The 17316-nt window shown below is 58.5% G+C and carries 15 protein-coding genes; 7 read left to right on the top strand and 8 right to left on the bottom strand.

What is annotated here, in order from left to right; all coding sequences use genetic code 11:
- Positions 1-19 precede the first annotated feature (19 nt).
- Genes CAG11_RS15850 through CAG11_RS15820 form a run of 7 tightly spaced genes read left to right on the top strand, consistent with a single transcriptional unit; the run spans position 20 to position 6973 of the window.
- The gene (locus CAG11_RS15850) at positions 20-1045 is read left to right on the top strand and encodes a glycosyltransferase (protein WP_085597021.1); all 1026 of its coding nucleotides are present in this window, start codon (positions 20-22) and stop codon (positions 1043-1045) included.
- Complete coding sequence (locus CAG11_RS15845; protein ID WP_085597020.1) at positions 1042-2181, top strand: FAD-binding oxidoreductase; 1140 nt, start codon at positions 1042-1044, stop codon at positions 2179-2181. Before CAG11_RS15850 ends, CAG11_RS15845 begins: the two co-directional genes overlap by 4 nt.
- A 2-nt stretch (positions 2182-2183) precedes the next feature.
- On the top strand, positions 2184-2978 hold the full coding sequence (locus CAG11_RS15840) for an NAD(P)-dependent oxidoreductase (RefSeq protein ID WP_085597019.1): 795 nt from the start codon (positions 2184-2186) through the stop codon (positions 2976-2978).
- Entirely contained in the window at positions 2975-3808 is an 834-nt protein-coding gene (locus tag CAG11_RS15835) for a sugar phosphate isomerase/epimerase (RefSeq protein WP_085597018.1), read from the top strand. Before CAG11_RS15840 ends, CAG11_RS15835 begins: the two co-directional genes overlap by 4 nt.
- Positions 3805-4161 carry a multidrug efflux SMR transporter gene (locus CAG11_RS15830; protein ID WP_085597017.1) on the top strand — a complete coding sequence of 119 codons (357 nt, stop codon included), beginning with the start codon at positions 3805-3807 and terminating at the stop codon, positions 4159-4161. The genes CAG11_RS15835 and CAG11_RS15830 overlap by 4 nt, the downstream gene beginning before the upstream one ends.
- A gap of 5 nt (positions 4162-4166) precedes the next feature.
- Positions 4167-4997, top strand: coding sequence for a glycosyltransferase family 2 protein (locus tag CAG11_RS15825; protein ID WP_085597016.1), 831 nt, complete (start codon positions 4167-4169; stop codon positions 4995-4997).
- Entirely contained in the window at positions 4994-6973 is a 1980-nt protein-coding gene (locus CAG11_RS15820) for a hypothetical protein (protein ID WP_085597015.1), read from the top strand. Before CAG11_RS15825 ends, CAG11_RS15820 begins: the two co-directional genes overlap by 4 nt.
- 141 nt (positions 6974-7114) lie before the next feature.
- On the opposite strand, the gene CAG11_RS15815 is transcribed toward CAG11_RS15820, so the two are convergent.
- The 8 genes from CAG11_RS15815 to CAG11_RS15780 all read right to left on the bottom strand — a co-directional run bounded on the left by CAG11_RS15815 (position 7115) and on the right by CAG11_RS15780 (position 17245).
- Positions 7115-8449: a TolC family outer membrane protein gene (locus CAG11_RS15815; protein WP_085597014.1), complete on the bottom strand. Its 1335-nt coding sequence runs from the start codon at positions 8447-8449 to the stop codon at positions 7115-7117.
- On the bottom strand, positions 8446-9786 hold the full coding sequence (locus tag CAG11_RS15810; protein ID WP_085597013.1) for an HlyD family type I secretion periplasmic adaptor subunit: 1341 nt from the start codon (positions 9784-9786) through the stop codon (positions 8446-8448). Before CAG11_RS15810 ends, CAG11_RS15815 begins: the two co-directional genes overlap by 4 nt.
- Positions 9783-11567, bottom strand: a complete 1785-nt coding sequence (locus CAG11_RS15805) for a type I secretion system permease/ATPase (RefSeq protein ID WP_085597012.1) — start codon at positions 11565-11567, stop codon at positions 9783-9785. Before CAG11_RS15805 ends, CAG11_RS15810 begins: the two co-directional genes overlap by 4 nt.
- A gap of 218 nt (positions 11568-11785) precedes the next feature.
- Entirely contained in the window at positions 11786-12400 is a 615-nt protein-coding gene (locus CAG11_RS15800; protein ID WP_085597011.1) for a heme acquisition protein HasA, read from the bottom strand.
- A gap of 82 nt (positions 12401-12482) precedes the next feature.
- Positions 12483-15182 carry a TonB-dependent receptor gene (locus CAG11_RS15795; protein ID WP_085597010.1) on the bottom strand — a complete coding sequence of 900 codons (2700 nt, stop codon included), beginning with the start codon at positions 15180-15182 and terminating at the stop codon, positions 12483-12485.
- Between the two features lie 131 nt (positions 15183-15313).
- Positions 15314-16327, bottom strand: coding sequence for a FecR family protein (locus tag CAG11_RS15790; RefSeq protein WP_085597009.1), 1014 nt, complete (start codon positions 16325-16327; stop codon positions 15314-15316).
- A gap of 63 nt (positions 16328-16390) precedes the next feature.
- The gene (locus CAG11_RS15785; protein WP_085597008.1) at positions 16391-16912 is read right to left on the bottom strand and encodes an RNA polymerase sigma factor; all 522 of its coding nucleotides are present in this window, start codon (positions 16910-16912) and stop codon (positions 16391-16393) included.
- A 108-nt stretch (positions 16913-17020) separates the two neighbouring features.
- Positions 17021-17245: a hypothetical protein gene (locus CAG11_RS15780; protein WP_022641143.1), complete on the bottom strand. Its 225-nt coding sequence runs from the start codon at positions 17243-17245 to the stop codon at positions 17021-17023.
- Between the last annotated feature and the right edge of the window lie 71 nt (positions 17246-17316).

Here is a 17316-nt window from a genome sequence, read left to right as displayed (position 1 = left end):
GCCGGGAGGAAAACCACAAATGGCATTGTTTCCTACTTTCTTGTCGGTCGTATATATCGTCCGTAATCAAGGTAGCCGACTTGAAAGCATTCTCCGAAATGCAGAGTTGCAACTGACCTCGCTTGTCAGTGATTATGAGTTGATTATCGTCGATAATGCCTCTGACGATGATAGCATCGGAGTCTTGAAGGATTTAACTGCCCAGGCGGGCCTGCCAAACCTTCAAATCTATGCACTGACCAAGGAAGTTAATACCGATACTGCATCCTGGGTCGGACTTGAGAATGCGCTGGGTGACTTTGTGGCGGTAATCGATCCTCTTGTAGAAGATATCGGTTTTCTTCCTGAAATGCTTGACAAGGCACTCGACGGGGCAGATGTAGTATTTGCCAAAAACAAGCAAAAAGCACGGCAAAGCTTTGCTTATCGGGCGGCATGCGGAATTTTCAATCACCTATATAAGTCTTTTAACGGCATCCACCTGGCCAACGAAGCGCCTCAATACAGATTACTCAGCAAGCGAGTAATAAACTTCATTCTTCAACACCCTCAACCCGCCATCGCCTATCGACACCTTCCTGCCACAGGTGGCTTCTCACGCGTCAATATGGAATATAGCTCAAAGCCGCTTGCAGAGAATACAAAACGGTTGGGGGAAAGCATTGACAGAGGCATGCGCCTGCTTGTCTCGACAACACAAGCGCCTATGAGGTTAGTGACTTCACTGTCTCTCTTCGGTGCTGCCTCAAACTTGATCTACTCGCTATACGTCGTAGCGATCGGGCTTTTCAAGAGCGATGTAGCACCAGGCTGGGTCAGTATGTCGCTACAACATTCCGGCATGTTTTTTCTTATTTCTCTGGTCCTGCTGGTTCTGGGCGAATACATACTACACATGGCAAGCCTTACCAATGAAGGACCGACCTATCACGTGGCTCAAGAGTTCACGAGTGCTCGCATGACTCGCCGTGAAAAACTGAATATTGAAGAAGTCGCCTTTCCCCCTAGTAACGGCTCTGGAGTCTCCGAGCGGATCAGCATATGACGCAGGGGAAAACCATAATAGATGCTGTGGTGATTGGCGGTGGTTTCTACGGAACCGCAATAGCAATCTATCTCGCAAAACAACGAGGTCTACGCCGGGTAGTCCTACTTGAAAGAGAAGCGGACCTGCTGGTCCGCGCCTCATACAACAATCAGGCGCGCGTACATAACGGATACCATTACCCGAGGAGTTTCACAACGGCGTTTCGCAGCCGTGTCAACTTACCCAGATTCGTGCGTGATTGGCCTCAAGCCATCAAGCAGGATTTCACCAAGCTGTACGCCATTGCCCGGCGAAATTCCAAGGTTACCGGAAAGCAGTTCGAGCGTTTCTGCAATGAAATAGGTGCGGAAATAACTCCAGCGAATACTGAACTGAAATCTTTATTCGAACCTCGGCTTATTGAAGAAGTTTTTGTTACCAAGGAATATGCCTTCGACACCACAATACTTTCGCAATGGTCCAAGCAGGAACTCCTGCAGAGCGGAGTCGAGGTACACTTCAAATCTCGTGCGACAGCCATCTCCAAAACCCCTGGGGGCCATATGAGCGTCGCGGTAAAAAAAGACGACGGGCATCTGGATGCATTCGAGTGTCGTTATATTTTCAACTGTACCTACAGTGGCCTTAATCAGTTCCTAGGAGATTATCCGGGCACACGGAGCGGACTTAAGCAGGAACTTACCGAAATGGCCCTCATCAAGGTTCCAGAGGCATTGGAAAATATTGCCGTGACTGTCATGGACGGGCCATTTTTTTCCATGATGCCGTTCCCCGCCCGCGGCCTGCATACTCTCTCCCATGTCCGATACACTCCTCACTTCAGTTGGCAGGACGAACCTGGGGTTGACCCATACCAAAAATTGAACAGCTATGCTCGCGAAACTCGAGTAGATCGCATGTTGAGAGATGTTGGTCGGTATCTTCCGTCTATTCTTAACTCAAAATACATCGACTCGCTATTTGAAGTTAAAACCATTCTGGTGAAAAACGAAGGGGATGATGGGCGTCCGATCCTTTTCGAACAGCATTCTGAACTGCCAGGCTGCTACTCAGTCCTGGGAGGCAAGATCGACAACATTTATGACGTACTCGAGAAACTCGATACAGAAGACTTCAAGGGTTCGAAGGAGTAACGATGACAAAGGCATTAATTGGATTTTCCGGTTATGTGGGAAGTACTCTCCTCAAGCAGACAGACTTTGACGCTCTTTATCGCTCAATCAACATTCAAGATATCGAAGGTAATGATTTCGATCTCGTGGTTTGTGCGGGTGCTCCGGCTCAGAAGTGGATTGCCAACCGCGAACCTGAGGAAGATCGAAAAAAAATTGATGCATTGATAGATCATCTGCGCACGATCAAATGCAAGACCTTCATCCTGATCAGTACCGTCGATGTCTTCAAGAGTCCAATCGAGGTGGACGAGTCCACAACTGTCGATGAAGAGGGATTGCATGCTTACGGCCTGCATCGCCGACTTCTAGAAAAATTCGTGGAAGAGAATTTTTCCAAACACTTGATCATCCGTCTGCCCGGATTGGTCGGCCCTGGGCTACGCAAGAACGTGATATTTGACTTCCTGAACGAGAATAACCTGAGTGCAATTGAAAGCCGTGGTGTCTTTCAATTCTATCCAATGGTAAACCTCTGGTATGACATCCAGACTGCCTTGCAGGCAGGCCTTAAACTGGTTCACCTTACCGCGGCTCCAATCAGTGTGGCCGATGTTGCTCTTGATGGATTTGGAAAAATATTTGATCAGGAGTTGGCCAACTCGCCTGCTCGTTACGACATGCAAACCTGCCATGCTTCCGTATTCGGGGTGCAAGGTCGACATCAGTACAGCAAACGCGAAACTATCCAGGCAATTCGCGCGTATGCCCAGTCGGAAACGATGGCCCAAAAGAGCGAGTCAGGAGTGACATCATGAGACTCGCCATTTCAAATATCGCCTGGGATGTTTCTGAAGACCATGTCATTGCAAATCAGCTGACACAGTACAGCATCGACGCTATCGACATTGCCCCTGGTAAATATTTCCCCGACCCTGCCTCTGCTACTCCGCAAGACATAGCAAAGGTCAAGCAATGGTGGCTTGAACGCGGAATAGCCATCACCGGCATGCAGGCACTGCTGTTCGGTACAACAGGCCTGAATGTGTTTGGAACAAGCAGTTCTCAGGATGCTCTACTCAATCATCTTGATGCAGTTTGCCGCATCGCGGCAGGTCTCGGAGCCACACGCCTTGTGTTTGGCTCGCCCAAAAACCGGGACCGCTCAGGACTGGACGATGAACAGGCCATGAGCATTGCTGTAGTTTTTTTCAGGCGCCTGGGAGACATCGCTCAAAAACACGGTGTTTTTATTTGCCTGGAACCCAATCCGACTTGCTACGGTGCCAACTTCATGACTACCAGCGCAGAAACGGCACGGGTAGTACAAGGCGTTGCTCACCCTTCTATAAAAATGCAACTCGATACCGGGGCGGTGCTCATCAATGGTGAAAACGCCGAGGCCATACTCGGTGAATACGCTCATCTGATCGGACATGTTCATGCAAGCGAACCTGAGCTGTTGCCCCTCGGCGATTGCGGTTCCGACCACCAGTCAATAGCTTCTGCGATAGCAAAGCACCTGCCCGGTCATCTGGTTTCCATTGAGATGGTAGCCACCAAAGAGGAACCTCACCTCATATCCATCGAACGTGCGCTTTCCTGCGCGGCTCAATACTACCGTTCGATTGAAGGGGACCTGAAATGAAGTGGCTGATATTACTGCTAGGTATCGCCGCTAACGCCTCTGCAAGTGTTTTGGTAAAAATGGCGATGATGCCCCCTCGCAAATTCCCCTCCATATCCGACCCTTTGTCTGCACTGACCAACTGGCCCTTCTGGCTGGGACTTGGACTTTACGGCGGTGCGTTCCTATTGTATGCGGCCGCATTGAGCCGCTTACCGTTGAATGTAGCCCATCCTGTATTGACTGCCGGAGCAGTTGCTACTGTTGCCCTTTTTTCAGTTTTGATCTTTCGAGAACCTTTTCATTGGAGTACGGGCGCAGGCATCTTGCTGGTAATCGCTGGGGTTGTACTCATTACTTATCGAGTAGTTTGAATTTTATGAACACGACATCCGTTACTTCAATCGAAGGCCGTGAAGCCTGGCAAGTTCCTGCAATGGAGGTTCTGCTGTGGCAGGGCCGGCAACATCCTTGGTGTGTAGTTATTCCTGTTATTAACGAAGGCCAACGAATTAAAGATCTTTTGAGCAAAATGCAGGATCAGAAAATCTCAGAAATAGCTGACATCATCATCGTAGATGGCGGAAGTAAGGACGGATCGCTGGAACTCGAGGCCTTGAAGCAAATCGGTGTCAGCGGCTTGATCGAGAAGAAAGGCCCTGGGAAGCTCAGTGCCCAGCTTCGCTGCGCCTACGCTTTCGCACTGGAACAGGGATATGAAGGTATCGTTACCATCGATGGAAATAACAAGGACGATCCTGAAGCAATACCCAGGTTCATTTCCGCTCTGAAAGATGGAGTGGATTTTGTTCAAGCCTCTCGGTTCATCAGCGGAGGCATTGCAGAAAACACACCGAAATCTAGAGACTTCGCGATTCGCTTCATTCACGCGCCCTGCCTGAGTCTGGCCTCTGGGTTCAAGTGGACAGATACCACCCAAGGATTCCGGGCCTACAGCAGAAAGATGTTGCTAGATCCAGAAATTTCTATTTTCCGAGATATTTTTTCAAAATACGAACTGCTCGCCTACTTGTCCTATCGCGCACCAAAACTAGGATATAAATGCGTAGAGCTTCCTGCCATCAGGAAGTACCCCGTTGACGAGGTACCGACAAAAATTACCGCTTTCAGGGGAAACCTTGATGTTTTGAAAACCCTGTTTTCCAGTTGCCTGAAAAAATACAACCCTGAAGAGAAGCAACTGAAATGAAGGATAAACCCTATTACTTGATTATTTTACTGATTATAGCAACAAACATCTTCATTGCTGCTCAGTACACGTCAATCTCACCTCTGGTCGATGGATGGGCGGTCTGGAATCGTGTCATGCTGCTCAACTTCAATGAACTGTCGTTCATTGATTACTTACTGAATTTCTTTGGTGCCCATCCGCACTCGGTTGTCATGCTTCTTGCCTGGATCGACTATCATGTCGGTAGCGCCAATCAGGTAATTCTTTCTATAGTATCATTTGCTGCAATCGCAGCGTTTGCTCTGTTCTGCACCCAGCGCTTTCTGATCTGGGCAAAAAAGGTCCATGCTCCGAGCTACGGCATTATCCTGGGTGGAGGGGCTATTGCCCTATTGGCAACGACTCTTGCTGACCAGCAGGTCCTGACGATTCCCTTTCAGGCAGTGCTGGCAATATCCAGGCTCAGTTACATCGTATTGCTATGGGCATTGATCCGGTCCTTACGAGAGAGTTCGACTTGCAATTTGTCTATCGTGACGGCCATTTCCTGCATTGCCGTTACCTTTCACGGATCTGGGCCAATATTCTCCCTTCTGTTCATTCTCATACACTTGATGATGTACAAAGGCTCCATACGGTTCATCACCGGATTGATGCCACTGGCCGCGACTATGATCCACTCTTACTTCTACAAACCTGGAGGGGAGTTGGATAACCTTGCATCGTTAATCTCGATAGATGGGCTGGCTAGCGTTTCAAAAGCTCTATTTGGCTACTTTGCGTCTATATTGTTTCCCTTCTTGGGGATTATCGGCGAAAAAGCCGCTCTGGCAATCGGAGCTATGGTTTTCGTTTTCACAGCCTGCCTTGCTTGCTACTGCATGATCGGGTTGATAGTCGCTCGTTTCAAAATCTCTGAAGTCCGCACTACCGATGACGAGAAACTGTTTGCCGGAATCTTGAGCGTTTTCATCCTGCTTTCGGGAGTGGCCGCAGCCATCCTCATGACAGTACGAGTAGGACCCGACTCGTACAAAGCAACCCTGTCTAGTTCTCGCTATATCGCCTATTCATTACTGTCCTATGCACTGATCATCTGCCTGCTGATTTACTCTCTAAGAGATAAAAAACTTGGAAATATTTTTAAACTGGCAGGTGTGACATTAATTGGCGCAGTAGGTCTCTATCCTGCTTTGACCTTTAAGAACAGCTACTCATTTGACATTGAACTCAACAAGGCTGTAGCAGCCATATCTGTTGGAATATCTCCTCTCGTCCAGCCCGCTGACGCTATCTGGCCCTCGGCCAAAGAGGATTGGTACTGGGTAAACTCTCTCCCCCAGACAGTAAACTATCTCAGAGAGGAGAAACTTGGCCCGTGGTCAAAAATCCCATCTCTGCACGAGATATACATGGGCAAGAAAAAACCAAAAAAAATAAACACCATCAGTTTGTCGAAGGTACCACTATCCTGTACGAGTGAGATTTATCAATTTTCTGGAGTGCTACCGGCACCCGCACGCAGACAGTTTTCCAGAAGCAAGATCATCAGTCTTCTTGACGAAGGAAACAAAGTCATTGGGTTTGCCGTCCTGATCAAGCCACAACAAAGAACTGATGATTCGCAACTCCAGGGTTATATCTTGATCTCCGGTGCCCAAGCGCCAGCCCAGATTTTCATGGGACCACCCGGGGATGCTTATGTGGGTAACGACAGTCTGGCTCTCGTCACCTCCCACAATCTGACAGACAACACATGGCAAAACGGTATTGCCAGGAACTGGCCTGGCTTCTTCCTCGATGACACGCAAGCAAACAGGCTTCTGCTGGTTCCCGGGAGTACACTGAAGTTTGCAGATGGCAGCTACCGCCTGCTGACAGAGCAACTAGCCGCCAACGGTTTTCTGAACATTCGCATGAATGGCACCCCTCTGAACGCAGAGTCCGTAGGTTATCCAAAACCAATCAGCGTCATGAAACCTGCATGCCAGTGAGAGCTGGCATCATAAGGCAGTAAACCGCCAACGGCCGTCCTCATGACGGCCGTTGTCATTTTGGCCAAGCTTCCGTGCCGCTGCCGAAGGCTGCGCATGGCCGCAGTGAGGGTAGGGCGGTGCGATTGTTGAAGGCCCTGGTCAGCCCAGGGGGTGGAAGTAGCCGGCCAGTTGCGCAAGGTCCTGCTCGTTGAGCAGTCCGGACTGGTACTTGAGCTGGATACGCGCCAGCAGATAGGCGTGCCGGGCATCGGCCAGGTCACGGCGGGCGCCGAACAGCTGCTGCTCGGCATCCAGCACATCGAGGTTGACCCGCTCGCCGCCATGCACGCTTTTCTGGGTCGCGGCCACCAGTGCCTGGGCCGAGTCCACCGCCATCTCGTAGGCCCGGACCCTGGCTGCGGCGCTGATATTGAGGTTGAACTGCTTGCGCAACTCGTTGAGGGTAGTGGCGGTCTGGGCGTCCAATTCGTACTGCGCCTGGGACAACTGGCTGGCCGCCTGACGAGTCGAGGCCGTCACCGAACCACCGGCGAACAGCGGCAGGCTGACCTGGATGCCGATGGTATTGGTGTCGTATTTCTGGTTGTAGGAGCTCTCCGAGTCGGAGCTGGTCTGGCGGCTGCTGGCGTACAGGCTGACCTTGGGCAGATGCCCGGCGCGCTTGCGCTCCACCTCGTATTCGGCGGCTCGCAGGGCCTGCTGCTGGGACGCCAGCAGCGGATTGTTGGCCATGGCCAAGTCCCGCCAGCTATCGAAGCGATTGGGTTGCAATGGCTGGATCGTGAATTGCCGGGTCAGCGGGTCCAGTTCGTCGATCTGCACCGGCTCCCCGACTATCGCCTGCAACTCACGCAGGGCGGCATCCTGCTGGTCCTGGGCCTCGATCTCTTCGGCCAGGGCCAGGCTCAGCCGGGCCTGGGTCTCCAGCACATCGGTGCGAGTGCCTTCGCCATCCTTGAGCAACCGCTGGTTGAGTTGCAGGCGCTCGGCATAGGCCCGCTTCTGCGCCTGGCTCAGCTCGATGCGCTCCTGGGCCAGCAAGGCCTGGCTGTAGGCCTCCAACAGGCGCACCGCCAGTTCTTGGCTCTTGCTACGAAAACGCTCGTCGGCGAACAGCGCCTGGGCCGCGCCCTGGCGAAACCGTGCGTAGGCTTCGTAATCCAGCAAGGGTTGCTGCAAGGTCAGGGTCGAGGCGTAGCTGCGGTAATCGCGATTGCTGGTGAGATCGCCACGCAGGGTTTCCTGGGTCACCTGCGAGCGATTACGCGAATTGTTGTAGCTCCAGGACAGGTTCGGTAGCAGCCCGGCACGCCCGATGGCGCGGTTCTCCTCCCCGGCGTCACGCTCCTTGATCGCCGCCTGGAAGGTCGGGTCGTTGCGCAAGGCCAGGTCGTAGGCTGCCAGCAGGCCCAAGGCCCGGGCACCGGGAGCGAACAGCAGGCACAGCAGCAACAGGTAGCGGCACCGGATCATTCTTCCACCAACGCCATGTGGGTCCGGTCCAGCAGCGGCTTGAACAGGTAGTTGAGCATCGAGCGCTCACCGGTGCGGACAAAGGCTTCCACCGGCATGCCCGGGCGAATCTGCAAGCCTTGCAACTGCTGCATGCCCTGGGGGCTGACCACCGCCCGCAGGCTGTAGTAGGGCTCATCGGTACGCTCATCGACCTGGCGATCGGCGGAGACCAAAGTCACCTCCCCTGCCACCCTCGGCGTGGTGCTCTGGTTGAATGCCGGGAACATCAACTCCACTGCCAGGCCCGGGTGGACCTTGTCGACCAGTTGCACCGGCACCCGGGCTTCCACCAGCAAGGGCTCGTCCTGGGGCACGATATCCATCAGCGGCTGGCCGGGCTTGATCACCCCACCCTCGGTGTACACCTCAAGGCCCACCACCACCCCGGCGGCCGGGGCCCGCACCTGGCTGTTGGCCAGTTCGAACTCGGCGGCAGCCAGGCGGTTGCGCAAATCGTCGGTACGGATACGGGTCTCGGCCAGCTGGCTGCGCAGGTCTTTCTGGAAATCCTCGGCTGACTGGCGGATGCGCAGGCGCAGTTCGAGAACCTGGCGCTGCAACTGGCCGATGCGACCGAAGTCCTCGGCGATCGAGCCCTCGACCTGGGCGTATAAACGTTCGCTGTCCAGCAGGCGGTTACGCGGGATGTAGCCGTCCCGGGCCAACTCCCGCAGCCCCTGCAGTTGCTGGTTCAGCGCCTGGCGCTGCTGGATCTTGCTGGCCTGGAAATCCCGGGTCCCGCGCAACTGCGCCTCGGAGCCGGCGATGCTCTCGGCCATCCCCTGCTGCTCCATGGCCAAGGCCTGGCGCCGGCTCTCGAACAGCTGCCGTTGCAGCGCCAGGCTGGCTGCCACGTCCGGCTCTTGCGCCAGGGCCTGCAACTGCGGATCGAAGAGAATTTCGTGTGCGCCGTTGCGTTCGGCGTCGAGTCGCGCCTCACTGGCCAGGGACCCGAGGTACTGGCTGCGCAGCGACTGTACCTGGGTGCGCAGCGGGGTTTCGTTGAGCCGCAGCAGCACCTGCCCGGCGCTGACCCGTTGACCCTCCTTGACCTCGATCCGCTCGATGATCCCCCCGCCCTGGTGCTGCACCGTCTTGCGATGCCCCGAGACCATGACCTTGCCCGATACCGCCACGCCCTTGTCCAGCGGGGCCAAGGCGGCCCAGCCGAGAAAACCGGCGAACCCCGCCAGCACCAGGAACCACCCGAGCCGGGAATAGCGCCGGTCATCCAGGACCAGCACATTGCGGGCCGCGGTCCCCTCGGTGGCGCCTGTGGATAAAGATGCCTTCATGCCTTTTTACCTTCTGCCCCGGCCACGCCCAGGCGGTAATTCATGTTCAAGCTGGCCACCGGGTTGCTCGCCGGCGCCGCCGGCGGTGGCGCGGCCTTGACCTTGGTGCTGGCCTCCAGCACCCGCGCCGTCGGCCCGAAGGCTTGCAACTGGCCCTCACGCAGGATCATCAGTTGGTCGGTCAGGCTCAGCACGTTGGGTTTGTGAGTGATCAGCACCAGCGTCCGCTGCAACTGCTTGAGCTGGGCAATGGCCTGCAGCAACGCCTGCTCGCCGGCCTCATCCAGGTTGGAGTTGGGTTCGTCGAGCACGATCAGCGCCGGCAAGCCATACAGGGCCCGGGCCAGGCCGATGCGCTGGCGCTGGCCGCCGGACAGCCCGGCCCCGCCCTCCCCGAGCCGGGTGTCGTAGCCCTGGGGCAATTGCAGGATCAACCCATGCACCCCGGCCAGTTGCGCGGCTTGCAGCACCAGGTCCGAATCCACCTGGCCGAAGCGCGCGATGTTCTCGGCGATGCTGCCGGCGAACAGTTGGATGTCCTGGGGCAGGTAGCCGATATGCGGACCCAGCTGCTGCTTGTCCCACTGGGCGAGGTCCGCGCCATCGAGGCGCACCTTGCCCGCCAGCGGGGTCCAGGCCCCCACCAGCAGCCGCGCCAGGGTCGACTTGCCACAACCGGACGGCCCGATCACCCCCAGGACCTGGCCAGCCGCCAGGCTGAAACCAAGATTGGCCAGGGCCGGCCGGCGGCTTCCAGGAGCGCAGGCGCTCAGTTGCTCGACGCTCAACTCGCCCTTGGGCGTGGGCAAGCTCATGCGCAGCGGCCGCGAAGGGTGGGCCTGCAACAGTTCCGACAAGCGCTCATAGGCCAGGCGCGCCGAGCTCCACTGCTTCCAGACTGCGATCAGTTGGTCGATGGGACTGAGCACCCGCCCCATCAGGATCGAACCGGCGATCATCATGCCCGGGGTGATCTGGCCCTCTACCGCCAGCCACGCCCCCAGGCCCAGCACCAGGGATTGCAGGGCCATGCGCACGCCCTTGGACCAGGCGCTGATGGCCGCGGTCTTTTCACTGGCCAGGTTCTGCTGGGCGAGGAAACCCTGGTGGCCGACGAACCAGCGCGCACGCAAGGCTCCCAGCATGCCCATGGCCTCGATCGCATCGGCGTTGCGCAAGTTGGCGCTGGCTTGTTGGCTGGTGGCGATGGACAACTGGCTGGCCTGGGCCAGGGGGGCCTGGCAGATGTGCTGGTTGATCCAGGCCAGCACCACCAGCAGCACCGCACCGCCCAGGGCCAGCAACCCGAGCCAGGGATGAAAGAGGAAGATCACCAGCAGGTACGCCGGGAACCACGGCGCATCGAAGAAGGCGAACAAGGCATTGCCGGTGGCGAACTGGCGCAGCGCCGTCAGGTCGCTCAACGCCTGGCCGGCCGCCTGCGTGCTGCCCTTGAGCTGGGCCTCGAACGCGGCGTCATAGACCCGCTGGTTCAGGCGCATGTCCATCTGCGTGCCGAGGTGGATCACCAGCTGGCTGCGCACCCACTCCAGGGCCCCCATCAAGCCGAACAGGCCGAGGATCATCAGCGTCAGCATCAGCAGGGTCATCTGGTTGCCCGAGGCCAGGACCCGGTCATAGACCTGCAGCATGTACAGAGCCGGGGCCAGCATCAGCAAGTTGATCACCGCCGAGAACAGGCCGATGTTGAAGAAACCGTTCTTGTAGGCCGCCAGGGCCGCCAGCGTCTCGGAAGCGGCAAGTGAGTTCGGCCTGCTCATCCAGATGTCCTGTGGAAAATTAACGGATAGGTAGCCCTCCACCCAGGCAGGATGGAGCGGTAGGAGGCACGCCCGGCACGTTGACAGGCACCGCGGCGCTCCCCAGAATTTGCCACCGCCGCCGCCCTGGCCTTCGACAACTCGGACGGCGGCGGTGAGTCAAGCCAGCGAATGGAGGAGCGATCCTGCATTCGCTTTTTTTTGCCTCAAGCCTGCTCTCAGGCGACCAGCGCCCAGTCCTGGGCCACGTCTTGCACACCCACCAGGCCCACATCGGCGGCGGCCGGTGCCGGATTGACATGGGCGACGCCGGCGGCGGCCAGGTCGTCGAAGGTGGAGTTCACCGACAGGCTCGGATCGATCGCCTTGAGCAGTGCGTCGATTTCCCCTGCCAGCGCCGAGCTGTCGCCGCCCATCAGGCCGTAGACCACCTTGTGCACTTCGCCCGCACGGCCTTCGTCCTTCAGGCTGTTCAGGCCCAGGTTGCTGAAGCTGACTTCCTGGCTGACCAGACTGTAATTACTGCCCGAGCCACCGGTGAGGGTGTCACCCAGGGAGACGGTATCCAGCGAGCCCCACAGGGTATGGCTCGGCTGGTTGAACAAGGTGTAGTGCAGGTTGCCATCGGCGACGAAGGCCGCGTCGCTGGCGGTGCTCTTGATGGCGTACTGGGTACCGTCGAACGGACCTGGATTGAAGCCACCAGTGTTGGTGCCGTCGACCACCTGGCCTGGACGATGGTTGACGTCGCCGAAGTAGGCCGACCAGTCGTTCAGGTACTGGGCGACAGTATTAGCGCCGTAGGTCGCGCTGTAAGAGATCGAAATGCTCATGCAAAACTCCAATACATGGGTGGGTCATGTCCGCAGCACGCCGATGCCTGCTGCGGTTTTGCCCGTCACTGGGCAAAAGCGGTCAGAACTGGTATTCCACGGTGCCCTGCATGGTTCGGCCACGGCCAAGAGTGAAGGCCAGCACATCGCCCATGGGCACCAGGTAGGCGCGGTCGGTGACGTTCTCCATGGCCAGGCGCAGGGTCAGTTCATCGGTGACCCGGTAGCTGCCGTAGAGGTCGTAAACGGTGTAGGGCTTCCAGTCGGCTGGATAGACACCGGACTGGCTGACAGTCGCGCCACCGGCGACCGAGTACCCGGCGCTGTAGCGAGCACGGGCGCCGACATCCAGCTTGCGCTCGAAAAAGCGCGCGCCCAGGGTCAGGGTGCCGCGGTCCATGGGCATGTGTTCGGCGGAGCCGAGGATCGCGGCCTTGCATTGAGTGGCGTTGTTGGCAGCATCGTCGGGACGCATGCCGGTGACGATCGCCTTGCGCCCGGTACCGTTCTTCACCGGCTGGGTCACGCCGCCCATCCATGCGGTCTTCATGCAGTAATCGTTGTCGCCGATCATGTGGGTGTAGTTGAGCTGGCCATAGGCGCGGCCGGTGTCATAGTCCAACTGGTATTCGACGCCCCTGAAGCGCGTGCCGCTCAGGTCGTTGACATAGGCGCTGTTGCCGATACCGGCCATGCCATAACCCGGGGGCTGTACACCCATGGCCATGTAGATGAAGTCTTCGACCCGGGTATCGAAATAGGCGACCTTGATCCCCAGGCGATCCTCATCGACCCAGAGGTTTTCCTTGAAGATATTGAAGCCCACCTCCCAACTGCTGGAGCGCTCGGGCTTGAGGAAAGGGTTGGGATACATGCTCTCCGAACCGCCACCATGGGGACGACCGATGATCATGGTTTCGGTCACCGCCGGCGGGCGCCAGCCCTTGCCGTAGCTGGCGAACAACTGCAGCCACTCCACCCCTGGCTTGACCGACAGGCCGAAGGTCGGCGAGAAGCGCCCTTCCATCCTGTCGATGTCGTAATCCACGGGTACGGTGACCTGCTGGGGCGTCTTGCCGATCACGAAGGTGCGGGTGTTGATCCCGGTTTCGCCGCGCAGCCGATAACGGTCGTAGCGCACGCCGGCATTGAGGTTCAGCCAGCCGTCATAGTCGTAGTCCAGGCGGGTGAACAGGCTACCCAGGGCCCGGTCGCCCTCGGGGGTCATGCTCGCCGCGGGCGAAGCACTGACGGCCGAGCCCGTGGGCACCGGCTGGCTGGAGTCCGGGCGAACCTTGTCGTAGAAGAACTCCAGGCCGTAGTTGGCCTTGATCGTGGACAGCTCGCTCAGGGCGAAGGTCGAGGTGTTCTGCGCCTGAACGCCATAGGTATCGGTCTGGTAGGTGATCGAGTAGCCGGGGCTGATCCCCCGCTTGAGGGTGCTCTGGTCGTTGCGGTTGTCGACGTAGTAGAGCTTGGCCTTGAAATCGATCAGCGGATTGTCCGGGGCGTAGCTGTAGTCGAGGGCGAAGTTCTGCGAACGCACATCGCTGCCGCCGAGTTTCTCCCATAGCCGGTCCTTGTTCTGGGTATTCATCATGTTGGCGTCCTCGTAGGACACCTGGGTAGTCAGGTAGCTCAGTTGCAGGCGCTGGTCCTGCGGCAGGTTGAGTCCCAGCTTGGCCAGGCGCGAGCGCATCACCGAACCTGAATAAGCCACCTTGGAATGCTTCACTCGATCATTGATCGTCGGATCCATCCAGCTCCCGGTGCGCAATTCCCCGATCCCGCCCCGGGTACCCGGATTGAAGTCGCCCAGGTGCCGTTCGCTGGCGGCCAGCAGCATGTCCCAGGCCTGGGTGCCGATGGCGAAGGCGGAACTGCCGATGAAGTGGGTACCGTTGCGCCTGCCGCCCAGGCCGGTGGTGGCGCGGATCCGCCCGCCGATTTCCTGCCCGGGCTTGATCAGGTCGCGGGCCTCCAGGGTGCGGAAGTTGGCAATGCCGCCAATCACCCCGGCACCGCCCATGGTAGAGGTGGCGCCCTTCTCCACCACCACCTCGGACAGCAGTTCCGGATCGATGTACAAGGTGCCGTTGCGCTGCTGGTGACCGCTTTGCTGGTAGTTCTGGCGCATGCCGTCCACCGCCATGTTGACCCGGCCGTAGTCCTGGATTCCCCGGATGTTCACCGACAGGCCCGGGTCCTGCTGGCTGACCGCCGAGTACACGCCGGAGGTTTCCTCCAGCATGTCGGCTGCATGGCGTGGCGGGTTGCGGTCGAGTTGTTCGCGAGTGACCTGGCTCACCGAGCGCGGCGCGGTATAGGTCCAGTCCCGCTCGCGGGCTTCGAGATTGCCGGAGATCGTGGTGGGAGCCAGGGCCAGCGCGCCGCCCTGCTCGGTATCCACCCGGCTCAGGGTCACCTGCCGTTCGCTGGTGAAGTGGTACTTCACCGGGGCAGTGCCGAGCAAGCGGGCCAGGCCCTCTTCGGCGCTGTAGCGCCCCTTGAGCGACGAACTCTGCAGGCCATGCAGGCGCTGGCTGTCGAACAGCACTTGCACCCCGGCCTGCTCGGCAAAGGCCAGCACGGCGCTACCCAGGGCCTGGGCGGGGATGTCGAAGTCCAGGCCATTGCGCCGTTCGGCTTGCTGCCCGGCGCCGTCCAGGGGTTGCGCCGCATACAGCGAGCCACTTCCCGCCAACAGCCCTGCTACACCCAGGTGGATGGCCAGGGCCAAACGACCTGCAATGTGAACTCCAGTGCGACTGCCCAACCTCATGTTCGTCATTCCTGCGTCGGCCATTCCTGTTTATGCGAATGCATCTCAGTTAGCTAGACGTGCCAGGCAGGAAAACTCAGTAAGGTTTTTTCCGATTATTTTTCAAGAAGCTGGAAAAAGGCCCGCAGACCCTAGTAAATCAGGCTGACTCCGGCCAGGTCGAAACGCCGGACCTGCAGCTCCTGCGTCAGGCTGGCCAGGGCCGCGTCGAGCATGTCCAGCTGGAATACCCCGCTGACCTGGCGCTGGCCCAGGGCCTCGTTGGTCAACACCACTCGCCCAGGGCGATAGCGGTTCAAGCGCTCGATCACCGCGGCCAGTGGCTCGCGGTCGAACACCAGCACGCCCCGGCGCCAACTGGTAGCACGCTGCAGGTCCAGCCCATCCAGGGATACCACTCCCGAACCGGGGCTATAGCGTGCGCTCTGGCCTTCCTGCAGGACCTGCGCGCAAGCGCCCTGTCGCGCCGGGGTATCCAGGCTCACCGCGACACTGTGCTGCAACACTCCGACCCAAGCCTGCTGCGCACCTTCCCGGCCGACCACGAAGCGAGTCCCCAAGGCCCGGGTCTGGCCACCGGCGCTGCTGACCACGAACGGCCGCTGTTCGTCGCCGGTCATGGGCGCCACGTCGAACACCGCCGAGCCGGCGAGCAAGCGGACCCGGCGCTGGCTGTTGGTGAAATCCAGGCCGATGGCGCTGGATGCGTCCAGCTCGACCGTACTGCCATCGGCCAGGTGCACGGTACGTAGCTCGCCCTTGGCGGTCTGGTAGTCAGCCTCCAGGTACAACCATGCCTTGGGCGCTTGCCAACCGCCCAGGGCCACCGCCAGGACCAGCACCGCGGCATTGGCAGCCCGAGGCAGCCAGCGCCGGCGAAGAGGTCGGCGGGCCACGGCCGTGGTACTGCGCAAGGGCCGACGTGGGGTGTCGCCAGTGCCAGGTTGCGGATCCAGGCGCAGTTCGCCCAGGGCCTCCCAGGTCTGCTGGGCAAAAGCCAGGGCCTGGCGGTGGCGTGGATCGGCGGCCTGCCATTGGGCAAGTTCGGCCTGCTCGACGGACCCCAATGGCCCGGCGTGCAGACGCACCGCCCAGTCGGCGGCGGCCTCGGTAATACTCTGCTCTTGCGAACCCTGGCTATTCACGTGTGAATCTCGATTTCTCGTTATGTATAAGCAGTGACGTCTGAGTTCGGCGTTTACCGTAACTCACGGGTCGCCCGGCCGACCGTCGGTAGCCTGCAGGCGCTGCATGACATAAGCCAGGGCCTTGGACAGGTGCTTCTGCACCGAGCTGTCGGAGATGTCCAGGTGTCGCGCGACCTCGGCGTGGGTCATGCCTTCGATACGGTTCAAGCGGAAGATCTCCCGAGTTCGCCCAGGTAGCTCGGCCACTGCCTGTTTCAATGCCATGCGCTGTTGCAGAGCCATCGCCTGTGCCTCCAGCCCGGCTCCGTCATCCTCGATCTCGGCCAGTACTTCATGGGGCACGGCTTCGGTCTTGCGCCGGGCTTCCTGCCGGACATGATCGATCAAGAGATTGTTCGCCGTGCGATAGAGATAGCCCTGGGAATTGTCGATCGGCGCGCCACGGGTCTGCTCGGCCAGCCGCAGGAAGCTCTCCTGCACCAGGTCAGCAGCCAATTGCGGGTCCCGTACTCGGCGTGCCAGGTACCCACGCAAGGCAGCGGCATGCTTGAGAAACAGTCCCTTGAGATCCACGTCCGACAAACCGACTCCCTGGCGCATATAGGAAATTGCCGGGCATCTTACGGCTAGTCGAGAATGATTTTCAATTGCCATAACCATCAGCCACAGGTCACGCCTGGGGCCGATGGCTCATTCGGACTTGAGCTGCAAACGCGAGAGCAGGCCGAGCAACAGCACGTTGAAGAGGATCAGCAACATGCTGCTGAGAATGCCGAGCAGGTTGATCAGCTGGGTCGGCAGCCAGTCGAGCAGGCTGATGCCAGCCATGGACAGCAAGCGCTCGCCGAACCAGAAACCGTCGACGACGATCATCAGGATCAGGATGATTTTCAGGGTGGGGACGGGGTTGCCCATGGAGCCTTCCTTGTCGAGGGAAATGTCATGGAGCCGGCTGGCTCGCGCATGCGATTTTAATGGGCGGCCAT

The organism is Pseudomonas sp. B6(2017), from assembly GCF_002112765.1.
Lineage (GTDB): Bacteria > Pseudomonadota > Gammaproteobacteria > Pseudomonadales > Pseudomonadaceae > Aquipseudomonas > Aquipseudomonas piscis.
This window is presented reverse-complemented; position numbering and strand designations above follow the sequence as displayed.